Here is a 13,004-nt window from a genome sequence, read left to right on the forward strand (position 1 = left end):
GCGCGGCGCGAGGGACGATCCTGGAGACATGTCCGGACGGGCTCCTTTGGTCGTGCATCCGGCCCTGGATACCAGTGGCCGTGAGGTGACCGCGCGGGGTGAGAACCTCGGCGTGGCGTTCTCGGACGAGGATCTGCTGGAGTTCCTCGGCCGGGCCGGTCTGCCGGACGCGGAGGATCTGCTGGACGATCCGGCATGGGTGAAGTGGCGCGGAGGCCAGGCGCACTTCTACGGGACCGGATAGCGACACGGCTTTCGCTGGAGTGCCCGGGTCGCGGCGTTGCTCCGAACGGGAGGCGCGCTCACCCGACCCGGTGGGTCCTCGGCGCGGCGCGTTCCACCGGTGCGCGCGCACACGTTGCTCCGGCATGGACAGCACTCACGAAGCGTTGCGACACGTTCCCGCTCGCGCGGGTGCCGGCACCCGCGCGAGCGCCGGCACGGTCATGGGCACAGGCATCGGCCGGCCCTACGCCGAGCCGCCGGGCCGTCCTGGCCCTCCCGGTCGTCAAGGCGTTCTCCAGGGAGGCCATCCGCCGATCTACGCACAGCTCGTGTCGGAGTGGCGAGCCGAGGGCCGTCTCGTCCCTGAACCCCGCGAGGTGCTGTGGGCGACCTTCGCGGCACCCGTTCCGGAGCAGGGCGCCGACGGATCCGTTCCCCCGGTGCCCGTCCCGCGGGGACTGCCCGGCTGGTGAGGCCTATTCCTCGGCCGACGGCGCCAGGACCGCGAGGGTGCCGTTGGCCTGGCGCAGCGCCAGTTCCAGCGAGAGGGCCGGGTGCAGGACACCCGTCCCGTCCGGCGGGACGATCCATTCCAGCGGTCCCGCGGAACGGTACGGCGGTGGTACGGCGATCCATGAGCCCTTGCCGAGGTGGCGGAGCCCCGATCCCTCCCATCGGCTGGCGGGGTCGGGCGGCAGGAAGAAGCCGACGCGGTGGGCCGCGCAGTCGACCAGGGTCGGCCCCGGTACCTGGATCGGGTCGGACCACAGGATGTCCAGGGCGAGCAGGCCGAGTTGCTCGGGCACGCTGAGCACGTCCCAGTAGCGTCCGGCCTCCAGGAGGCAACCCCCGCTCCCCTGGTCCCACTCCCGTTTGCACGCTCTCGGATTCCTGGCGGCCGCGGCGAGCCACTCCACGCTCTGCATCCACATCACGTTCGTCACGGATCACCCCGGAGATAGTCCCCTCCACTCGGCAGATGCGGAAGGAGGCACCGGCCGAAGCCCGCGGTTGCCCGCCAGGACCTCGGCATACGCATGTTGGTAGATATCTCTACATGGCGGAAGGGGTGGCGCGGTATGGCGTTTCCGATGGCCTGTTCACGACGGCTGTGACGGTGCGTGAAGGGATTCGAGGGAGCGGGCGTGGAGCGGGCTCGTGTGCCAGCGGGCCGTGAAGGTGCGTTCGGGCAGGGAGCAGGTCACGGTCAGCCGGTGCGGGGTCTCCAGGAAGAGCACGTCGACCCGCAGGGTGCCCGGGTCGGTCCAGCCCCCGCTGACCGCCGTGGGCGTCGGGCCGGGATCGACGGTCCAGCCGGTTCCGCCGAGCCGCAGTTCGAGCCGCCGGTCGCCCTCCACCAGGGTGACGCGCGGGCCCTTGTCGCCCTCGGTGACGACCACGCCGGTCAGCGTCCGCTGGTCCGCGCAGACGCCTCCGGCGGGAACGAACCGCGCGTCCGACCACACGTCCCCGGGCTCCGGGGGCTCGGACCCGGCCTCGACCGGCGGCAGCGCGAGCCGGGCGAGCCGTCGGCGCAGCGCCTCGTCGCCCTCGCCTCCGGCCGGCAGCGGTGCCGTACCGAACGCGGGCAGCAGGTGCCGCCACATCAGGTCAAGCAGCTCCTGCATCCGGTCGGTCGCCGCGGTCGTCGCGATCACCGCGTCGTGTTCGGGCAGCACGACGCAGAACTGTCCGAACGCCCCGTCGCCGCGGTATCCGTGCCGTCCTCGCCAGAACTGGAATCCGTAGCCCTGCTGCCAGTCCGACCTGGCCCCCTCGGGGGTGCCGTCCGCGTTCGCGATGTGGGCGCGGGTCGCCTCCGCGATCCAGGAGGCCGGCAGCAGCCGCCGCCCGTCCCACACGCCTTCGCGCAGATACAGCTGGCCGAGCCGGGCGATCGCGTCGGTCGCGGCGTGCAGCCCGCTGAAGCCGATCTCCCGGCCGGCCCGGTTCCGCGTCCAGGCGGTCTCCCCGATGCCCAGGGGGTCGAACAGCCGGGGCCGCAGATACGCGGTCAGCGACAGCCCGGTGACCCGCTGGACGATCGTGGCGAGTGTGTAGGTGGCGGACTGGTTGTACGCGAACACGGTGCCGGGTTCGCGGTCCGGCGGGATCAGCAGGAAGCCGCGTACCGCCTCCTGCCGGTCGAGCCGGAGCGCGTCGGCATAGGTCTCGGCGAGGTGGCCGCTGGCCATGGCCGCGACATGCCGGACCAGCATCCTGCGGCTGCGCGGATCGGTGATGTCGGCCTCGAACCCGGGGAAGTACGAGATCACCGGGCGGTCCAGGTCCAACAGGCCCTCGGCCACGGCGAATCCGGCCGCCGTGGAGGTGAAGCTCTTGCTGAGCGAGTAGAGGAGCTGGAGGCGCTCGGGTGTGTACGGCGCCCACCAGCCGGAGGCGACGAGGTGCCCGTGGCGCAGGATCATCAGACTGTGCGGTTCGATGTCCGGGTCGGCCTCGACGGCGTCGAGGAACGCGGTGATCCCCGAGGCGTCGACTCCCTGCTCGGCGGGCGGGCTGACGGGCAGCGGTCGGGCACTCATACGGGCGGCCTCCGGGTGGCTCGGGCGGTGCACGGCGACTGGACGACAATCGGCCGAGGACATTGCGTGCATCTGACATCTTTCCCGGGCGCCTCCCCCGTGTCCATGTCCCGGCGGCGACGGCACCGCCCGGTCCCCGGTCCGACGTCAACTGCCGCCTCCGGACGGCCCGTTCCCGGTTCGGCGTCAACTCCCTTTTCTGGAAGGAGAGTTGCTGGACCACAAGAGGCCGCGGGCTCCTGGCACGGCAAGGAGTCCGTGCGGTGAATCGACGGGGAACACGGGCCTGAAGTGTTCGTACGGGTGCGCGACGGCGTCGCGGCCGAGTAAAAACAGGTATCTCTATCCGTCTTCCGTTGAACACTCTTCGTCACGTCCCGCGTACTTCTGGGAAAGGTGAGTGACCGGTACGCGACGAGGGATGACGATGGCCAAGGCGCAAGACTCCGCGGGCGAGTTGATCGCCGAGAGATACCGGCTGCTCGAGATCGCCCTGCGCGAAGAGGGCCGGGCCGTCTGGCACGGCGAGGACACGGCCTTCGGACGGCCCGTCGTCCTGACCCGGTCACGCGTCGCCGAGCACCGGGGCGAGAAGGCGCGGGAGCCCGCCGCCGACCGGATCCTGCGCGCGGCCGAGATCCTGGGTCCGGCCTGTCCCGGCCAGGTGGCCGCGGTGCTCGACGTGGTCGAGGGGAGCGACTTCGTGTGGACCGTCACGGAGCGGCCCCCGGGCGGCCCGCTGACCGAACTCCTGCTGCGCGGCCCCGTCGCCCCGGTGCGGGCGGCCAGGATCGGGCTCGGCGTCCTCGATGTCCTCACGGCCGCCCACCGCGAGGGAGTGCCCCACGGCGAACTCGGCCCGAGCCAGGTGTGGGCCGACGAGCACGGCACCGTCACCGTGACGGGGTTCGGGCTGGCGGCGGCCGGCGACGCTACGCGCGTCACCGCTCCCTCGTACGCCTCCCCGGAACAGGCCCGTGGTGAGGGCGGCGCACCCGCCGCGGACTTCTGGGCGCTGGGCGCGATCATGTACGCGCTGGTCGAGGGCCGGCCGGTCGTGCGGGACCGCGGCCAGACGGAGGCCACGCTCCGGGCGGTGGACCGGCTGCCGGTCAGGGCACCGCGGAGCGCGGGCCCGCTCGCGCCCGCCATTTTGGGCCTGCTGCGCTGGGACCCCGAGGAGAGGGTGCCCGAAGCCGTCGTGCGCGAGGCGCTGACGCGCATCCTGCGGCAGGACCTCGAAGAGACGACGCCGCCGGAGCCGCTGCCCGATCTCCTCGATCCCGCCCGGGACTTCCGCGACGGGGGCACGGACGAGGGGCGTCCGCGGCGCACCCGGGGAGGTCTGCCCGTCGGCAGGCCGGTTCTGCTGGGCGGGGCGCTCGCCGTGACGGTGGTCGCCGTCGGGGTGTTCGCCTCGATGGGCGGACTGCCGGGCGAGGACAACGCCTCCGCGTCCGGCTCCGCACCGTCACGGACGGCCTCCAGCACGCCGTCCGCGGCCCCCAGCACTGCCGGGACGGCGTCCGGCCCGAAGCCGACGGCGTCCTCCAAGCCGTCCTCCTCCCCCTCGCCCTCGCCGACCGGGGGTTCGACGGTGCCGGCCGGCTTCTCCCTCTACCGGGCGCCCCAGGGGTTCGCCGTCGCGCTCCCGCTGGGCTGGAAACCCGTGGAGACACAGTCCTCCGACGACCTCGCCTACCGGGTGACCTTCGGCGCGAGCGGCGATCCGCGCACCCTGGCCGTCACCTACAGCACCCAGCTGGGTCCGGACCCCGTCGCCGTCTGGAGCGCCCTGGAGCCGTCCCTGCGTGCCGTGACCACCGGCTACGAACGGGTGGGCGCCATCCAGCCGGTGACCTATCGCGGCATGAAGGGCGCCGACATGGAGTGGTACTCCGTGTCGGCGGGCGTACGGGTGCGCACCTTCGGCCGCGGGTTCCTCATCGGTGACCACCGGGGCTTCTCGCTGCGCTGGACGACCCCGGCGGACGACTGGGACACCACGGCCAACCGGCTGGCGCTGAGGACGTTCCTCAACTCCTTCCAGCCGAACGCGAAGTGATCGACCGTCACCGAACGCTCATGTCAAGGTCCTTCCGGGACACGGAGGCCGGACCTTCGCTGCGCCAGCCACACGGCGACCTCGTCGGCGATGGGCTGCCCGGTCTCCAGTTCGACGAAGCCGAACTGGCCTCCCTGATTGCACTCCAGGAACCACCAGATGCCCTCCGCGTCCTCGGCGAAGTCGAAGGCCGCGTAGGCGAGTCCGGTGAAGGCGAGGTAGTCGTGGACCGCACGGGCGATGCGATGGGGCACCGGTGCGGGTTCCCAGCCGTTCCCCGTCTCGCCGAACCGGCCGTCGACCTGGCCGGGCTCGGCGGCCTTGCGGGCGGCGAACAGCCGGGTGCCGATGCCGGTGAGCCGGATGTCGGCGCGTTTGGGAATGTACTGCTGGAGCAACGCGGGGCCGGCCGCCACGCCGGAGAAGTCCGTGCCGGGTCCGACCAGTGTGGTGGGCAGAGCCGCGGCAGGCTCGCCCGGCGGCGGCCCCGAGGCCGATTTCACCACCACTTCCCCGTACTCCTGGACGAACTGCTGGGCCACCCGGGGAGCGGTCGTGATGACGGTGGGCGGCACCGCGAATCCGCTGCTGTGGGCCACCCGTAGCTGCCAGGGCTTGTGCCGGGCCTGCTCGGCGCGGCGCGGGTGGTTCATCCAGCGGGTCGAGGCCGAGTAGAGCATGCCGAACAGGGCCTGCCTGGTCTCGGCGGTCAGCCAGGCCGAGGGTTCGGCGGCGTGGGCCGCCGGCTCGCCCGGCCTGCGCACCCACACGGAGCGCAGGCCGCCCATGCTGAGCACATGGCCGTTGACCGACAGATAGCCGTCGAAGTCACCGTGGGCGTAGTCGGCGGACAGCACCGCCTTGCCGGGCAGGTCGGCGGGATCGAGGCGCACCATGGGCACGCCCCGCTCATGCAGTTTGGCCACCACCATGTCGGCGGTGACGTCCTGTTCGGCCGTGAGTATGAGAACCGTCATGCGCGCGGCATCCGTCAGTCGTCGAAGTGCGTCTGGGAACCGGCCGTCGACGTCGTGGTGCCGGTCGCCATCAGCAACGCGCGGTCGCTGACGGCCGGGCGGCCGTCGGGCAGCACGTTCAGTTGCAGGGACACGTCGAAGTGGTACGGGGGTATTGCGGCCGACTGCCCCGAGGGCAGGGCGTAGTTGAGAGTGAACGGTCGCACGAAAGATCCTCCCGCGGTCGCGCGATGGCCAATACCCACCCGTACGTGACACGGCCGTAAGGAATTCATCACTTTCTGCCACATCGGGGTGAAGGTCATCACATCGCGTCGTTTCTGTCTTACACATTTCGGATTTACTTGGGTGTCCGCTTGGTTCCGGTCCACGCGTGGCAGCCAGATTCCACGCAAACCTTAGGCCAATGCTTCATCCTCCGTGACATCAACGCCCCGCCATCCCAGGAGAGTTCCCGTTGACCGCAGCCATCACCTCGTCCGAGGAATCCGCCGCGGGGTCCGGCGCGCCGGACCCCGTCGAGCGCGACGCCCATGATTTCGGCGCCTACGCGCGAAACGGTGGCTGGGCCTTCGCGCTGAAGGTGGCGCGCAGTGTCCGGCCCGGCGGACAGTCCGCCGACGAGACGCGGAAGGTGTCCGCGAAGGAGTTCGCGGAACTGGCCGGCTGCTCGTCCGAGCGCGTCATGCGCTACTACAGGGCCTGGGACCGGGCCGCCGACGACGGCCTGGTCCCCCATTTCGAGACCCTGCTGCCCGGCGCGGACGTCGAACTGCCGGACGCGGAGGCCTGGTCCACGTACTACGCCTCCCGTTCGAGCGCCGCCTCCGAGCGCGGCACGGCCATCGCCGAGGCCGCGGAGGCCGAGGGCATCCGTCCCACCAAGGCCCTGGAGGTGGCCGAGAACCCGACCGCGCTGCGGGCCGCGATCCTCGCCGACCCCTCCACGGCGAAGGCGGCGCGCGCCGCGCTGCTCGACCGGGTGAAGGAAGACCCGGCGCTCCAGACCGAGTTGGCCCGCGACATCTCCCGCACGGACGAACTCAAGAAGGCGGTCGCCACCGAGAACCGGGCGGCCGACCGTATCGGCTACGTGCGCCAGATCGCGGAGAAGGGCCAGATCAGGACACCGGCCGGGCAGACCCTGGACGCACCGGCCGAGCTGCGCTCCGAGGCCGAGCGGCACCTGTCCCTCCTCGACGAGCTCGACGAGGGCGAGGACGCGGGAGAGTGGGCCACGGAGGCGTACGACACGATGAGGAACCTCGTCGTCGAGACGGTGGAGGCCGACCCCGAACTGCGCGTCCAGGAACGCCGGACGAAGTTCTACAGCAGCCTGCAGAAGGCCACGAGGGTGTTCGAGGAGCTGACGTTCGACGACGCCGACGACATCTACGAGGACGACATGGTGCAGCGCCTGGAGGAGCTCCAGCAGACGATCGGCACCGCCATCGCGGCGCTGCGCGGGGCGGCCGGCCGGGAGTGAGCGGGCCGTTCGGCCGCGCGGGAACGGGTGTTCCCGCGCGGCCGAACGGTCACCGCGGCAGGTCCTCGGGGGCGGTGGCCCACTCGGTGTCGGGCTGCTCACCGAGTCGGAAGCTCACCGTGCCGCCCTCGGTCGTGAGACCGGCGCCGGTCCAGGAGCGCTGCGTGGGGCGCCCGTCGACCCGTACGGCGTCGATGTACAGGTGCGTGGCGTCCGCGTCGGGCGCGCTGATGACGATGCTCTTCCCGCCCGGCCGCGGCACCACCGCGCGCGGGAAGACCGGGGCGCCCAGGAGCAGCGTCGCGCTGCCCGGGGTCTGCGGGTACAGGCCGAGCGCGGAGAAGACGTACCAGGCGGACATGGTCCCGAGGTCGTCGTTGCCCGGCAGGCCCGAGGGGCCGGTGCCGTAGACGGTGTCGAGGATCTGCCGGACGGTCGCCTGGGTCTTCCAGGGCTGTCCGAGCCCGTTGTAGAGCCAGGGCGCGTGGATGCCGGGCTCGTTGGTGGGGTCGTAGCGCAGGGCGTCCCCGCCGCGTACGGACCAGGAACCGTCGGCCTTGTGGAAGAAGCCGTCCAGCCGTGCCGCGGCCGTGTCCCGGCCGCCCATGGCGGCGGCCAGCCCCTGGACGTCCTGCGGGACCATCCAGGTGTACGTGGCGCTGGTGCCCTGCGCGAAGCCGAGGTCGCTGCCGGGGCTGAACGGCGTCACCCAGGACCCGTCGAGCCTGCGGGCCCGGATGTAGCCGGCGTCGGCCGTGGCGGCGGGGTCGAAGACATTGCGCCAGTAGGCGCCCCGCTCGGCGAAGACGGCCGCTTCCTGGTCGCGGCCCAGCAGCCGCGCCCACTTGGCGAGCGCCGAGTCGGCGACCGCGTCCTCCAGTGTCTCGGCGGCGCCGCCCCAGCAGTGGCACACGTCCTGCGCCGCGTAGTGCGACGTCAGATACTGCGCCAGGTTGGGGCGTTGGCCCACGCACTGGCCGGGGCAGCCGGCGTCCAGGAGCCCTTCGGGGCGCGGCACGGTGGCCTGCCGTACGAGCGAGTCGAACGCTCCCTCGTAGTCGAAGTCGCGCACGCCCATCGCGTAGAGGGTGGCCACGGTCGCCGCCGAGGGGTCACCCGTCATGACGTGGGTGGCGCCGCTGATGTGCACCCAGCGGTCCCAGACCCCGTCGTTCTGCCGCGCGAAGTTGTAGAGGGACTGGGCGAAGTCGCCCGCGACCCGTGGCTTCAGCAGGGCGAGGAGCTGTATCTGGGCGCGGTACTGGTCCCAGCCCGAGAAGTTGCTGTACTGCGCGCGCTGGCCGCGGGCGAGACGGTGCACGGCGCCGTCCATGCCGTAGTAGCGGCCGTCGGCGTCGCTGATCAGGTTCGGCTGCATGAGCGCGTGGTAGAGCGCGGTGTAGAAGGTGGTGCGCCGGTCGGTGGTGCCGCCGTCGACCCGGACGGTGCTCAGCTCGCGGTTCCAGGCGCGGGCGCCCGCGTCGGCCACGTCCGCGACGCTCGCGTCCGGGGCGATCTCCCGGCGCAGGTTGGCCTCGGCGCCGCCGAGACCGACGTACGAGATGCCGATCCGCATGTGGACATCGTTGTCAGCACGCGTGTCGAAGCCGACGTACCCGCCGGAGCCGCGGCCCGCGCGGTCCGCGCCGGTGGCGTAGCCCTCCCCGCCCGAAGCGGTGGTGGACCCCGCGGACAGGGTGCCGTCCTTCCAGGTGCCGACGGAGGAGAAGTCCCGGTCGAAGGAGGCGCTGAAGTACAGCCGGTAGTAGCTCTTGCGGTTGTTCGTGCCGCCGTTGGCGCGGCGGCCGCAGAACGCGCCGGTCAGCACCGAGCCGGTCACCTTGCGGTGCGCGGTGTCGATGTCGACCTGCGCGTCCTCGCTGCCGTTGAGGGAGTTGGAGACCCGGAAGAGCAGGTTGGCGGGGCGGTCCGCCGGGAAGGTGAAGTCGGCGACGCCCGCCCGCCGGCTCACCGCGAGGTCGGCCGACGCGCCCGAGGCGAGGCCGAGCGAGTAGCGCCCGGGTACGGCCTTCTCCGCGGTGTGCGAGAAGTCGGCCGCGTACACCGCGTCCTTGGTGTCGGCCGAGGGCGAGGACGTGACGTCACCGACGAACGGCATGATCGGGACGTCGCCCGCGGCGCCGGGGTTGCATCCGGCTCCGTTGACATGGGTGAGGCTCAGACCACGGATGCGGGTGACGTCGTACTGGTAGCCGTTGGCGGCCCCGGTGCTGGTCTGGTCGCCGGTCGTACTGGTCGGGGACCAGCCGATCATCCCCTGCGGGAGCGTGGCTCCGGGGTAGGTGGTGCCGCTGTTCGCCGATCCGATCAGCGGGTCCACCAGGGACACCGGCCGCTCCACGGTACGGGCGCCCGCGCCGGCGGGGAGCGGAGCCGCCAGGGCGAGGGCGGTGGTCACGAGCACGGCGGCGGATCTGCTGCCGAACCGTCTTGCTGTACGCGGCCATGAGGGGCGCATGGGAGGTGTCACCTTCCGACGGACAGGGTGCGAGGACAGTCGGACCGGTGATGCCCGGCGACTGCCCAGGACCCCGGCCCGGGCGCGAGAATAGAGGGCGCCCGGGAGTGCCGGAAGTGACGTGCGCGTCCGGAGGGTGACGGCGTGGTGAAGGGTGGGCCCGTCCGGCGGAGAGAGCGGTGCGATGGCCGCCGACGCGCACCGGAATTCACTGATCAATCGTCATAATTCATGCCCCGTACGTCAGTTGGCGTCGACCCGGTACTGGTTCATCAGGTCGACGAGGCTCTGCGGGGCGTCCGGGCTGAAGCAGATCGAGAGGTTCGCGGCGGATTCGGTGGCCGCGTTCTCGGAGCGCGGGAAGAGCGCCTCCTCGTAAGCGGCCAGGGCCTTCTCGGTGTCGCCGGGGTGGGCGACGAGGGCGGCGGCGAGTTCGGCTCCGTCGAGCATCGCGAGGTTGGCACCCTCTCCGGCGAAGGGGGACATCACGTGCGCGGCGTCACCGAGCAGGGTGACACCGGGGACGCGCTCCCAGCGCAGGCCGGGCGGCAGGGCGTGGATCGGCCGGGCGACGAGTTCACCGTCCGCCTCCGCGATCAGGGAGCGCAGGCTCTCGTCCCAGCCGTCGAAGCGCTCCAGGAGACTCCGCTTGGCCGCCTCGGCGTCGGTGAAGTCGACGGCGCCGGAGACCGCCCAGTCGGCGGCCGTGCGCAGGGCCGCGTAGACGTGCAGGGAGCCGTCCGGGTCACGGTGGCCGAGCAGGCCCTTCTCCTCCGCGAGTGCGAACAGGATGCCGCCTCCGACGACGGCCGCGCCCTTCGGGTGGCGGGTGTCGGCGTCGAGGAGGTGCATCTCGACGAAGGAGATGCCGGCGTAGACCGGGGTGGCGTCCGTGACCAGCGGCCGTACCTTCGACCAGGCGCCGTCGGCGCCGATCAGCACATCGGCGGTGAAGACGTTCCCGTCGGCGAGGGTCACCTCGTGGCGGCCGTCCCCGGTCGTCCGTGTCCCGGTGACCTTGGCGCCCCAGCGGACGGTGCCCTCGGGCAGCGAGCCCAGCAGGATGTCGCGCAGGGCGGCCCTGGAGACCTCCGGGCGTGACGCGTTCTCGCCCGCGTCCTCCATCCGGACGGTGGCGTTCTTGTCGAGGACGCGCATGGCCTCGCCGCCGGCGTGGATGGCCGCGCGGAACTCGTCGTACAGCCCCGCGGCGCGCAGCGCGGCCTGGCCGGACTCCTCGTGCATGTCGAGCATGCCGCCCTGCGGGCGGGCGGTGGGCGAGGCGTCCAGGTCGTAGACGGCCGCTTCCATGCCGTTCAGGCGCAGGACGCGGGCGAGCGTGAGGCCGCCGAGACCGGCGCCGATCACGGCGATGGGGTGGTGGGTGTTCGTCATGGCCGGTTCTCCTTGTACAGGTTGTACGGGTCGTTCGGGGCCAACCGTCGCCTCGCGGTGACGGTGTGTGGTGGTGACGGCCGCGCGCCGGAAAGGCTCACGGCGTGTCGGGTGTGGTGGCCGCCGTCGGCGCCTCGGGCGTGTCCGGCCGGGGCGTGAGTACGACGCCGTTGATCAGGACGTGGAAGCCCCAGTCCAGACGGGCCACGCCCGGCCCGGAGAGCAGGTCGGCGCCCAGCGCGGCGATGTGCGGGTGCCGCTCGCGAGAGGCACCGCGCACCGCCGCGGCGAGGGCCGCCCACTCGCCCTCGGTGTCGGCCGGGTCCTTCTCCCCCGCGGCGTGTTCCGCCGCGGTGGCGGTGGCGAACTGGAGCAGCAGGTCGATCGCCCAGGCCGCCCGCTCACCGGGGACACCGCCCTCGTCGAGCAGGGACAGCAGCGCCTCGGCCAGGTCCAGGTAGCGCTCGCCGGACGGGCGGGCCACCAGGGCCGAGCGGGCGAGCCCCGGGTGCTCGAACAGGACGGCCGTGTACGAGGTGAGGACCTTCACGAGCCGGTCGCGCCAGTCACCGTTCGCGCGGACCGGGCCGAGGTCGACGCCGCCGAGCAGGTCGTCGAGCACCGCCGCGTGCAGTTCGGCGGTGTTGCGCACATAGACGTAGAGCGAGGCCGGTCCGGTGTCGAGCTCCTGCGCCAGGCGGCGCATGGTGACGCGCGTCAGGCCTTCGGCGCGCATCAGCGCGACGGCGGTCCGGATGATGCCGTCCCTGGTCAGGGCCGGCTTCGCCGGGCGTTCGCGGCGACTGGGGCGGGGGGCGGGTTGTCCTGTCACTCCTCTACGATAACGAACATGTTCGTTGCGAACAAGTACGTCACGAACATGTTCGTCGCTTTGTGCGCGGCGGCCGGATGAGTACCCGTACTCATGCCACCCGGCCCGGCGCTCCGCCACGATGGGGCCACCTGGACGAAGGAGCCCGCCATGCCCGGATCAGTCCTCGCCCCGCCCGGCCCGCACCCTGCCTCCCCGGAGCGCGCCCGTCGCCGGACGCTGCCGGGCGTGCTCGTCGCGGTGGTGATCGCGGGCATGGCGCTCTCCGCGTGGCACGCGCACGACGGGACGACCTGGCTGCTGGAGACCGTATGGGTGATCGTCGGGCTGCCGCTGGTGGTGATCAGCCGGCGGCGGTTCCCGATGACGACTCTGCTGTACTGCCTCCTCGCGGCGCACGCGCTGGTGCTCGCGGTGGGCGGCCACTACACCTACGCGCAGGTTCCGCCGGGCGACTGGGTGCGCGACACGTTCGGGCTCGACCGCAATCCGTACGACCGGTTCGGGCACCTCATGCAGGGCTTCGTGCCGGCCGTCCTGGTGCGGGAACTGCTCAGCAGGACGTCACCGCTGCGCGGCAGCAGGTGGCTGGCGCCGCTGACCGTGTGCGCGTGCCTCGCCTTCAGCGCCCTCTTCGAGATGTTCGAGTGGGCGGCCGCCGTGATCGGCGGCCATGGCGCGGACGCCTTCCTGGCGACCCAGGGCGATGTGTGGGACACCCAGTGGGACATGTTCTGCGCCCTGATCGGCGCGACCGTCTCGGTCCTGGTGCTGAGCCGCGTGCACGACCGGCAGCTCGCCGCGCTCCCGGCGGCGCGAGCCGCCGGGGACTGACCCGCCCCGACGGCACCGGGCTTCCGGACCGGCCTGTCCCGGCGGTACGGGCCGCCGGGAAGCCGACGCCTCCCCGCGGCACCGGCCTTCAAGGACCGGCTCTTCCCGGGGACGCGGACCGGCAGGAACGGACCCGCCCCGGCAGCACCGGCCCACAAAAGACGG

12 protein-coding genes are annotated in these 13,004 nt (G+C 72.2%); 5 read left to right on the plus strand and 7 right to left on the minus strand.

All coding sequences use genetic code 11. From position 1 onward, the window contains the following. Positions 1–28: 28 nt before the first annotated feature. Both ACZ6KY_RS22230 and ACZ6KY_RS22235 read left to right on the plus strand, forming a co-directional pair. Positions 29–244: a hypothetical protein gene (locus ACZ6KY_RS22230; RefSeq protein WP_037617573.1), complete on the plus strand. Its 216-nt coding sequence runs from the start codon at positions 29–31 to the stop codon at positions 242–244. Positions 245–554: 310 nt separating this feature from the next. Next, entirely contained in the window at positions 555–698 is a 144-nt protein-coding gene (locus ACZ6KY_RS22235; RefSeq protein WP_469312022.1) for a hypothetical protein, read from the plus strand. Positions 699–701: 3 nt separating this feature from the next. Here the strand turns inward: ACZ6KY_RS22235 and ACZ6KY_RS22240 are convergent, their stop codons facing one another. Both ACZ6KY_RS22240 and ACZ6KY_RS22245 read right to left on the minus strand, forming a co-directional pair. After that, positions 702–1,157, minus strand: a complete 456-nt coding sequence (locus ACZ6KY_RS22240) for a hypothetical protein (protein WP_469312049.1) — start codon at positions 1,155–1,157, stop codon at positions 702–704. Positions 1,158–1,325: 168 nt separating this feature from the next. Beyond that, a complete protein-coding gene (locus tag ACZ6KY_RS22245) occupies positions 1,326–2,771 on the minus strand; it encodes a serine hydrolase domain-containing protein (RefSeq protein WP_469312023.1) in 1,446 nt (481 codons plus the stop codon). A gap of 427 nt (positions 2,772–3,198) precedes the next feature. Between ACZ6KY_RS22245 and ACZ6KY_RS22250 the strand changes: the two genes are divergently transcribed. Then, positions 3,199–4,836 carry a protein kinase domain-containing protein gene (locus ACZ6KY_RS22250; RefSeq protein ID WP_469312024.1) on the plus strand — a complete coding sequence of 546 codons (1,638 nt, stop codon included), beginning with the start codon at positions 3,199–3,201 and terminating at the stop codon, positions 4,834–4,836. Positions 4,837–4,859: 23 nt separating this feature from the next. Here ACZ6KY_RS22250 and tgmB read toward each other — a convergent pair whose 3' ends face one another. Both tgmB and tgmA read right to left on the minus strand, forming a co-directional pair. Beyond that, positions 4,860–5,813, minus strand: a complete 954-nt coding sequence (tgmB, locus tag ACZ6KY_RS22255) for an ATP-grasp ribosomal peptide maturase (protein WP_469312025.1) — start codon at positions 5,811–5,813, stop codon at positions 4,860–4,862. A gap of 14 nt (positions 5,814–5,827) precedes the next feature. Next, a complete protein-coding gene (tgmA, locus tag ACZ6KY_RS22260; protein ID WP_451810550.1) occupies positions 5,828–6,019 on the minus strand; it encodes a putative ATP-grasp-modified RiPP in 192 nt (63 codons plus the stop codon). 251 nt (positions 6,020–6,270) lie between these two features. On the opposite strand from tgmA, the gene ACZ6KY_RS22265 reads away from it, so the two are divergent. Beyond that, on the plus strand, positions 6,271–7,299 hold the full coding sequence (locus tag ACZ6KY_RS22265; RefSeq protein WP_469312026.1) for a hypothetical protein: 1,029 nt from the start codon (positions 6,271–6,273) through the stop codon (positions 7,297–7,299). A gap of 49 nt (positions 7,300–7,348) precedes the next feature. Here the strand turns inward: ACZ6KY_RS22265 and ACZ6KY_RS22270 are convergent, their stop codons facing one another. The 3 genes from ACZ6KY_RS22270 to ACZ6KY_RS22280 all read right to left on the minus strand — a co-directional run bounded on the left by ACZ6KY_RS22270 (position 7,349) and on the right by ACZ6KY_RS22280 (position 12,005). After that, on the minus strand, positions 7,349–9,778 hold the full coding sequence (locus ACZ6KY_RS22270; protein WP_469312027.1) for a GH92 family glycosyl hydrolase: 2,430 nt from the start codon (positions 9,776–9,778) through the stop codon (positions 7,349–7,351). A 243-nt stretch (positions 9,779–10,021) separates the two neighbouring features. Next, complete coding sequence (locus tag ACZ6KY_RS22275; protein WP_469312028.1) at positions 10,022–11,173, minus strand: FAD-dependent oxidoreductase; 1,152 nt, start codon at positions 11,171–11,173, stop codon at positions 10,022–10,024. Positions 11,174–11,270: 97 nt separating this feature from the next. Further along, the gene (locus ACZ6KY_RS22280) at positions 11,271–12,005 is read right to left on the minus strand and encodes a TetR/AcrR family transcriptional regulator (RefSeq protein WP_469312029.1); all 735 of its coding nucleotides are present in this window, start codon (positions 12,003–12,005) and stop codon (positions 11,271–11,273) included. A gap of 150 nt (positions 12,006–12,155) precedes the next feature. On the opposite strand from ACZ6KY_RS22280, the gene ACZ6KY_RS22285 reads away from it, so the two are divergent. After that, on the plus strand, positions 12,156–12,839 hold the full coding sequence (locus ACZ6KY_RS22285; protein ID WP_469312030.1) for a DUF2238 domain-containing protein: 684 nt from the start codon (positions 12,156–12,158) through the stop codon (positions 12,837–12,839). The last annotated feature ends 165 nt before the right edge of the window (positions 12,840–13,004 follow it).

It is taken from the genome of Streptomyces sp. NPDC042002, from assembly GCF_055588305.1.

What these genes read in the sequence shown, in the direction of transcription:
- tgmB (WP_469312025.1), bottom strand. Translation starts at nt 5,813, where the DNA reads ATGACGGTTCTCATACTCACGGCCGAACAGGACGTCACCGCCGACATG.
- ACZ6KY_RS22245 (WP_469312023.1), bottom strand. Translation starts at nt 2,771, where the DNA reads ATGAGTGCCCGACCGCTGCCCGTCAGCCCGCCCGCCGAGCAGGGAGTC.
- ACZ6KY_RS22275 (WP_469312028.1), bottom strand. Translation starts at nt 11,173, where the DNA reads ATGACGAACACCCACCACCCCATCGCCGTGATCGGCGCCGGTCTCGGC.
- ACZ6KY_RS22285 (WP_469312030.1), top strand. Translation starts at nt 12,156, where the DNA reads ATGCCCGGATCAGTCCTCGCCCCGCCCGGCCCGCACCCTGCCTCCCCG.
- ACZ6KY_RS22250 (WP_469312024.1), top strand. Translation starts at nt 3,199, where the DNA reads ATGGCCAAGGCGCAAGACTCCGCGGGCGAGTTGATCGCCGAGAGATAC.
- ACZ6KY_RS22230 (WP_037617573.1), top strand. Translation starts at nt 29, where the DNA reads ATGTCCGGACGGGCTCCTTTGGTCGTGCATCCGGCCCTGGATACCAGT.
- ACZ6KY_RS22240 (WP_469312049.1), bottom strand. Translation starts at nt 1,157, where the DNA reads ATGTGGATGCAGAGCGTGGAGTGGCTCGCCGCGGCCGCCAGGAATCCG.
- ACZ6KY_RS22270 (WP_469312027.1), bottom strand. Translation starts at nt 9,778, where the DNA reads ATGCGCCCCTCATGGCCGCGTACAGCAAGACGGTTCGGCAGCAGATCC.